The organism is Lutibacter sp. (assembly GCF_040883305.1).
In the GTDB taxonomy this organism is placed as follows: domain Bacteria; phylum Bacteroidota; class Bacteroidia; order Flavobacteriales; family Flavobacteriaceae; genus Lutibacter.
The window spans coordinates 1-4448 of sequence record NZ_JBFLKT010000304.1 but is presented as its reverse complement, the minus strand read 5'-3'; the positions used below and the strand labels follow the sequence as shown (position 1 = coordinate 4448).

The following is a 4448-nucleotide window of genomic DNA, read 5'->3' as shown; positions in this document are numbered from 1 at the left end:
TTTCAAAGTGTTAAAACAATTACTAAAAATAAAATGGTATTTGTAGTTTACTGGCTAGTTTCAGCAGCTGTAGTTTTTAATGTTATTTACAGTATTAACGCTATTGGAGAGTCCAGAGGATTAAGCCAACAAGTTATGTTATCTTTTGGCTTATTTATACTTACATTTTCACCAAAAGTTATTGCGCTTATTGTATTATTTGGTGAAGATATTTTTAGAATATTTAAATCGGGATTTAACTATTTTTCGAGTACTACAACATCAAATTATTTTCCAGATAGAAGAGCATTTGTAAGCAAAATGGCTTTGGGTTTGGCGGCAATTCCTTTTAGTTCTGTGCTCTATGGAATGATGCGCGGTAAATATAATTACCAAGTTATTAGGCATGCGTTGTATTTTAATGATTTACCAAGTGCTTTTGAGGGGTTTAAATTAACACATCTTTCTGATATTCATAGTGGTAGTTTTGATGATGAAAATAAAATTGCCTACGGAATAGATTTAATTAATGAACAAGATTCGGATGTTATTTTATTTACAGGAGATATTGTAAATAATACAGCCGATGAAATGACACCTTGGATTCCTTACTTCAATAAATTAAAGGCTTCAAAAGGCAAATATGCTGTTTTGGGAAACCATGATTATGGCGAATATGTGCGTTGGAAAAATCTTGAAGAAAAAGAACGAAACTTTCAAGATATAAAGGATATTCATCCTAAAATTGGATTTAATTTATTGTTGAATGAGAGTGTTTATTTAGAAAAAGGAAACGAAAAAATAGCGTTGGTTGGTGTAGAAAATTGGGGAACACGTTTTAAAAAAGCAGGGGATTTAGATTTGGCTTCATCAAAACTTAAGAAAGAAGATTTTAAAATTTTAATGAGCCACGATCCGTCACATTGGGAACAAGAAGTTAAAACTCATGCCAATAATTTTCAGTTAACATTAAGTGGACATACCCACGGAATGCAGTTTGGAATAGAAATACCAGGGATAAAATGGAGCCCTGTTCAGTATATTTATAAACATTGGGCCGGAGTGTACAAAGAGCTAGGAAAATATATAAATGTTAATCGAGGTTTTGGCTTTTTAGCCTTTCCAGGAAGAATTGGTATTTGGCCAGAAATTACGGTAATTACGCTGAAAAAGAAGTAACTATCTATTATTTTAATTTAAAATAGTACATTTGTATATATACGGCCTGTTTTTTTGCAGCTATAGTCAATAAAATTACAATAAATTATGACAAAATTTGGAGAATTAATAAGTTCTGAGATTCCTGTTTTAATCGATTTTTATGCAGAATGGGAAGAAGACTCTAATGATTTACATTCTGTATTGCGAGATGTTGCAGCTGCACTTGGTGATAAAGCTAAAGTGATTAAAATTGATATTGAAAAGAATGAAACATTAGCAAATGCTTTAAGAATTAAAGGAAATCCGACCTTTATTATTTATAAAGATGGTGAAATGAAATGGCGACAATCTGGAGATCAAGACGCAAACTCTTTAATCAACTTAGTGCAACAATACGTTTAGTAGCTTTAATACCTAATCAATTCTTTTAAAATTATATCCTTTTTCCGAATAGTATTCCAATATTTTTGGCAATACATATTTTAGTTTTTCACTTGCTTTTTCACTGTCGTGAAATACAATAACACTTCCATTCTTTACATTTTCAATAACATTTTTTAAACACTTTTTCTTTGAAATTGTTGTGTCAAAATCTGCACTCAAAACATCCCACATTATAATTTTATAACCTTCCCTTCTAATTTGTTTGCTTTGTTTTAGGGAAATTTTGCCATAAGGCGGACGGAACAGCTTTGCAGTTTGCGTAATGTTTTTTTGTGATTTTGAATTCCAATTAAAATTATAAGCCATGGTTTGATTGGCTTGTGCAAAATTTGTAAAATATTCTTGGAAATTAGTTTCCCAACCATTTAAATGGTTATGTGTATGATTTCCAACAGTATGTTTTGCTTCAATTATTTTTTGAAAAATTTCAGGATATTTTTCTATATTTTTTCCAATACAAAAAAAAGTGGCTTTTGCATTGTGTTTTTGAAGTTGATTTAAAGTCCACTCCGTTATTTCGGTTGTTGGACCATCATCAAAAGTTAAGTAAATGGTTTTTTCTTTTGCAGAAAAACTCCAAACCCATTTATTAAAAATAATTTTTAACAGGTTTGGAGTTTTTATAAAATAAGGTTTCATTTTAATTAATTACTATTCTTCATCAGCCATTAAAAAATCGAACAGTTTTAAGTATTTAACATATTCGTCTTTAATTTCTTCTGCATAAGTGTCATCATCAAATCTAATTGAGGTCTTTACAATTTGATCGTACATTAAAAAATTACGTTCAATTTGATCAAAAACTATATCAATATTTGTTTCATCGAATTGACTAAAATACACTAATTTTTCTTGTAAAACAGTCTTTAATTCTGAAGTTAATTTTCGTGCTTTTTCTGTTTCATCTAAAATATAGTACAAATCTATATATGAAATTAGCATGCTGTAATGTCCAAATTTATTTACAGGCATTTTTTCTAAAGAAATATCTAAAATTTCAAGTGCCTTTTCAGGTTTATCTTCTCTTATTAGTTCTCTTGCCAAACGCTCCATATTATTACGGTAGGTAACAGAATTTTTACGTGTTTCTACATCTAAATAAATATTATCATCTGTGATATTTCTCCAATCCCAGTTTTTAACATTTTTGTACATAATGTCTGTATTTATTCTACCCATTTCGAAGAAATTACCATCGTTTTTGGTGAGAATAGGAACTAATTTATAGGTCATTCCGTCTAACTGTAAGTAATCTTTTAGCCAAATGTATTCCTCATCTGCTTGCGCGCCACCTGTAAAATAGATTGGTTTTTCCCAATTGTTATTTGCTAAAATATCGAGCATTAAAATTCTATTTTTAGTAATAGCACTGTTAATTTCAATATCTATATAAGGCACAATTAAATGAGCATCTTTTTCAGCAACAATACCATTTTTCAACACTGTTTCTTTGTTAACAGGGATTCTAATTTTATTAGAAGGCAATACTTTTTCAGCAATGCCATCATCATCTAAATCGTAATAAGTTACATCTTTGTCACTTTCAATCCATTTCATAAAATAATCGATATCAACAACAGAATCTTTTAATTGTGGAAATATTTCTTCAAAATAATAAGCCACGTCTAAAGTTCCCAATTTATATTTATCGTGTGTTAATTGAGATGGAATTGGATCAGCTTCATAGGTTTTACGTTTCATTTGATCTATATACCAATCGGTTTGGAATAAACTGGTATTGACCAATTTCATATCTGTTCTATAATTTTCAACTTCTTGCATATACCAAAGAGGAAAGGTATCATTATCACCAATTGTAAATAAAATTGCGTTTTCATCACAAGAATCAAGATATGCTTTAGCGTTTAAATGAGAAGTATATCTGTTAGATCTATCGTGATCGTCCCAGTTTTGTGAAGCCATAAGCGTTGGAACGGCCAATAAACTTATTACAGAAACTGCAATTGCAACTGTATTTTGATTGGCATACTTTTTTAGTTTTTCAAAAATTGCCAGTACTCCAAATCCAACCCAAATAGCAAAAATATAGAAAGAACCAACAACTGCATAATCTCGTTCTCTCGGTTCAAAGGGTTTTGGATTTGTATAAAAAATAATAGCTAAACCTGTAAATGCAAAGAATAGAAGCAATACATAAAAATCGTTTTTATCTTTTTTAAGATGAAACAGCAATCCAATAAAGCCTAAAATAAAAGGTAAGAAAAAATAGGTATTTCTTCCTTTGTTATTTTTTACATCAGATGGTAAATTAGATTGTGGACCTAAATGTAATTCATCAATAAATTTAATACCACTTAACCAATTTCCATTTTGTAAATCTAGATTTCCTTGCTCGTCGTTTTGCTTCCCAACAAAATTCCATAGAAAATACCTTCCGTACATATAACCAAACTGAAAATCGATCATATATTTAATATTTTCAATAAAAGTTGGTCTTCTTTTACTGTTTTCAGGGATACCAGCAATGGCCTTGTAATTTTTTATTACAGATGCATCCGTACTTACCATTCTAGGAATTATACCTTTATGCTTATCGCTATAATTTGGCAAAGCATCTTTATAATGATTTACAATAACGTACTTTCCAAGTTTTTCGTCTTTTTCGTACTTTGGTTTATCATCTTTAGTTGGATCGCTTTTATCTATTTCTCTATTAAATATTATGGAATAATAAGTGTCGTAAAACACACTTGCATCTCCATATTGTTCTCTATCATAATAGGCAAGTAGTTCTCGTGCACTAGAAGGATTATTCTCGTTAATAGTAGTATTTGCATTGGCTCTAATAGGGAGCATCATCCAAGAAGAAAAACCAATCATAATAAATAATATTGAAAGCAGTA

At 29.8% G+C, this 4448-nt stretch carries 4 protein-coding genes; 2 read left to right on the top strand and 2 right to left on the bottom strand.

Annotated elements, in window-relative coordinates; all coding sequences use genetic code 11:
• Together AB1Z17_RS09770 and AB1Z17_RS09765 are read left to right on the top strand one after the other, a co-directional pair.
• A partial coding sequence (locus AB1Z17_RS09770) for a metallophosphoesterase (RefSeq protein WP_368051618.1) occupies positions 1 to 1158 on the top strand: 1158 nt, incomplete at its 5' end.
• Positions 1159 to 1245: 87 nt separating this feature from the next.
• Positions 1246 to 1542 (top strand): thioredoxin family protein, encoded by a 297-nt coding sequence (locus AB1Z17_RS09765; RefSeq protein WP_368051617.1) that lies wholly within the window; start codon positions 1246 to 1248, stop codon positions 1540 to 1542.
• A gap of 12 nt (positions 1543 to 1554) precedes the next feature.
• Here the strand turns inward: AB1Z17_RS09765 and AB1Z17_RS09760 are convergent, their stop codons facing one another.
• Positions 1555 to 2223, bottom strand: a complete 669-nt coding sequence (locus tag AB1Z17_RS09760) for a polysaccharide deacetylase family protein (protein ID WP_368051616.1) — start codon at positions 2221 to 2223, stop codon at positions 1555 to 1557.
• A 12-nt stretch (positions 2224 to 2235) separates the two neighbouring features.
• The coding region (locus AB1Z17_RS09755) for a hypothetical protein (RefSeq protein ID WP_368051615.1) at positions 2236 to 4448 on the bottom strand (2213 nt) is incomplete at its 5' end.

Coding starts and splice junctions, on each gene's coding strand:
- AB1Z17_RS09765 (WP_368051617.1), top strand. CDS start 1,246: ATGACAAAATTTGGAGAATTAATAAGTTCTGAGATTCCTGTTTTAATC.
- AB1Z17_RS09760 (WP_368051616.1), bottom strand. CDS start 2,223: ATGAAACCTTATTTTATAAAAACTCCAAACCTGTTAAAAATTATTTTT.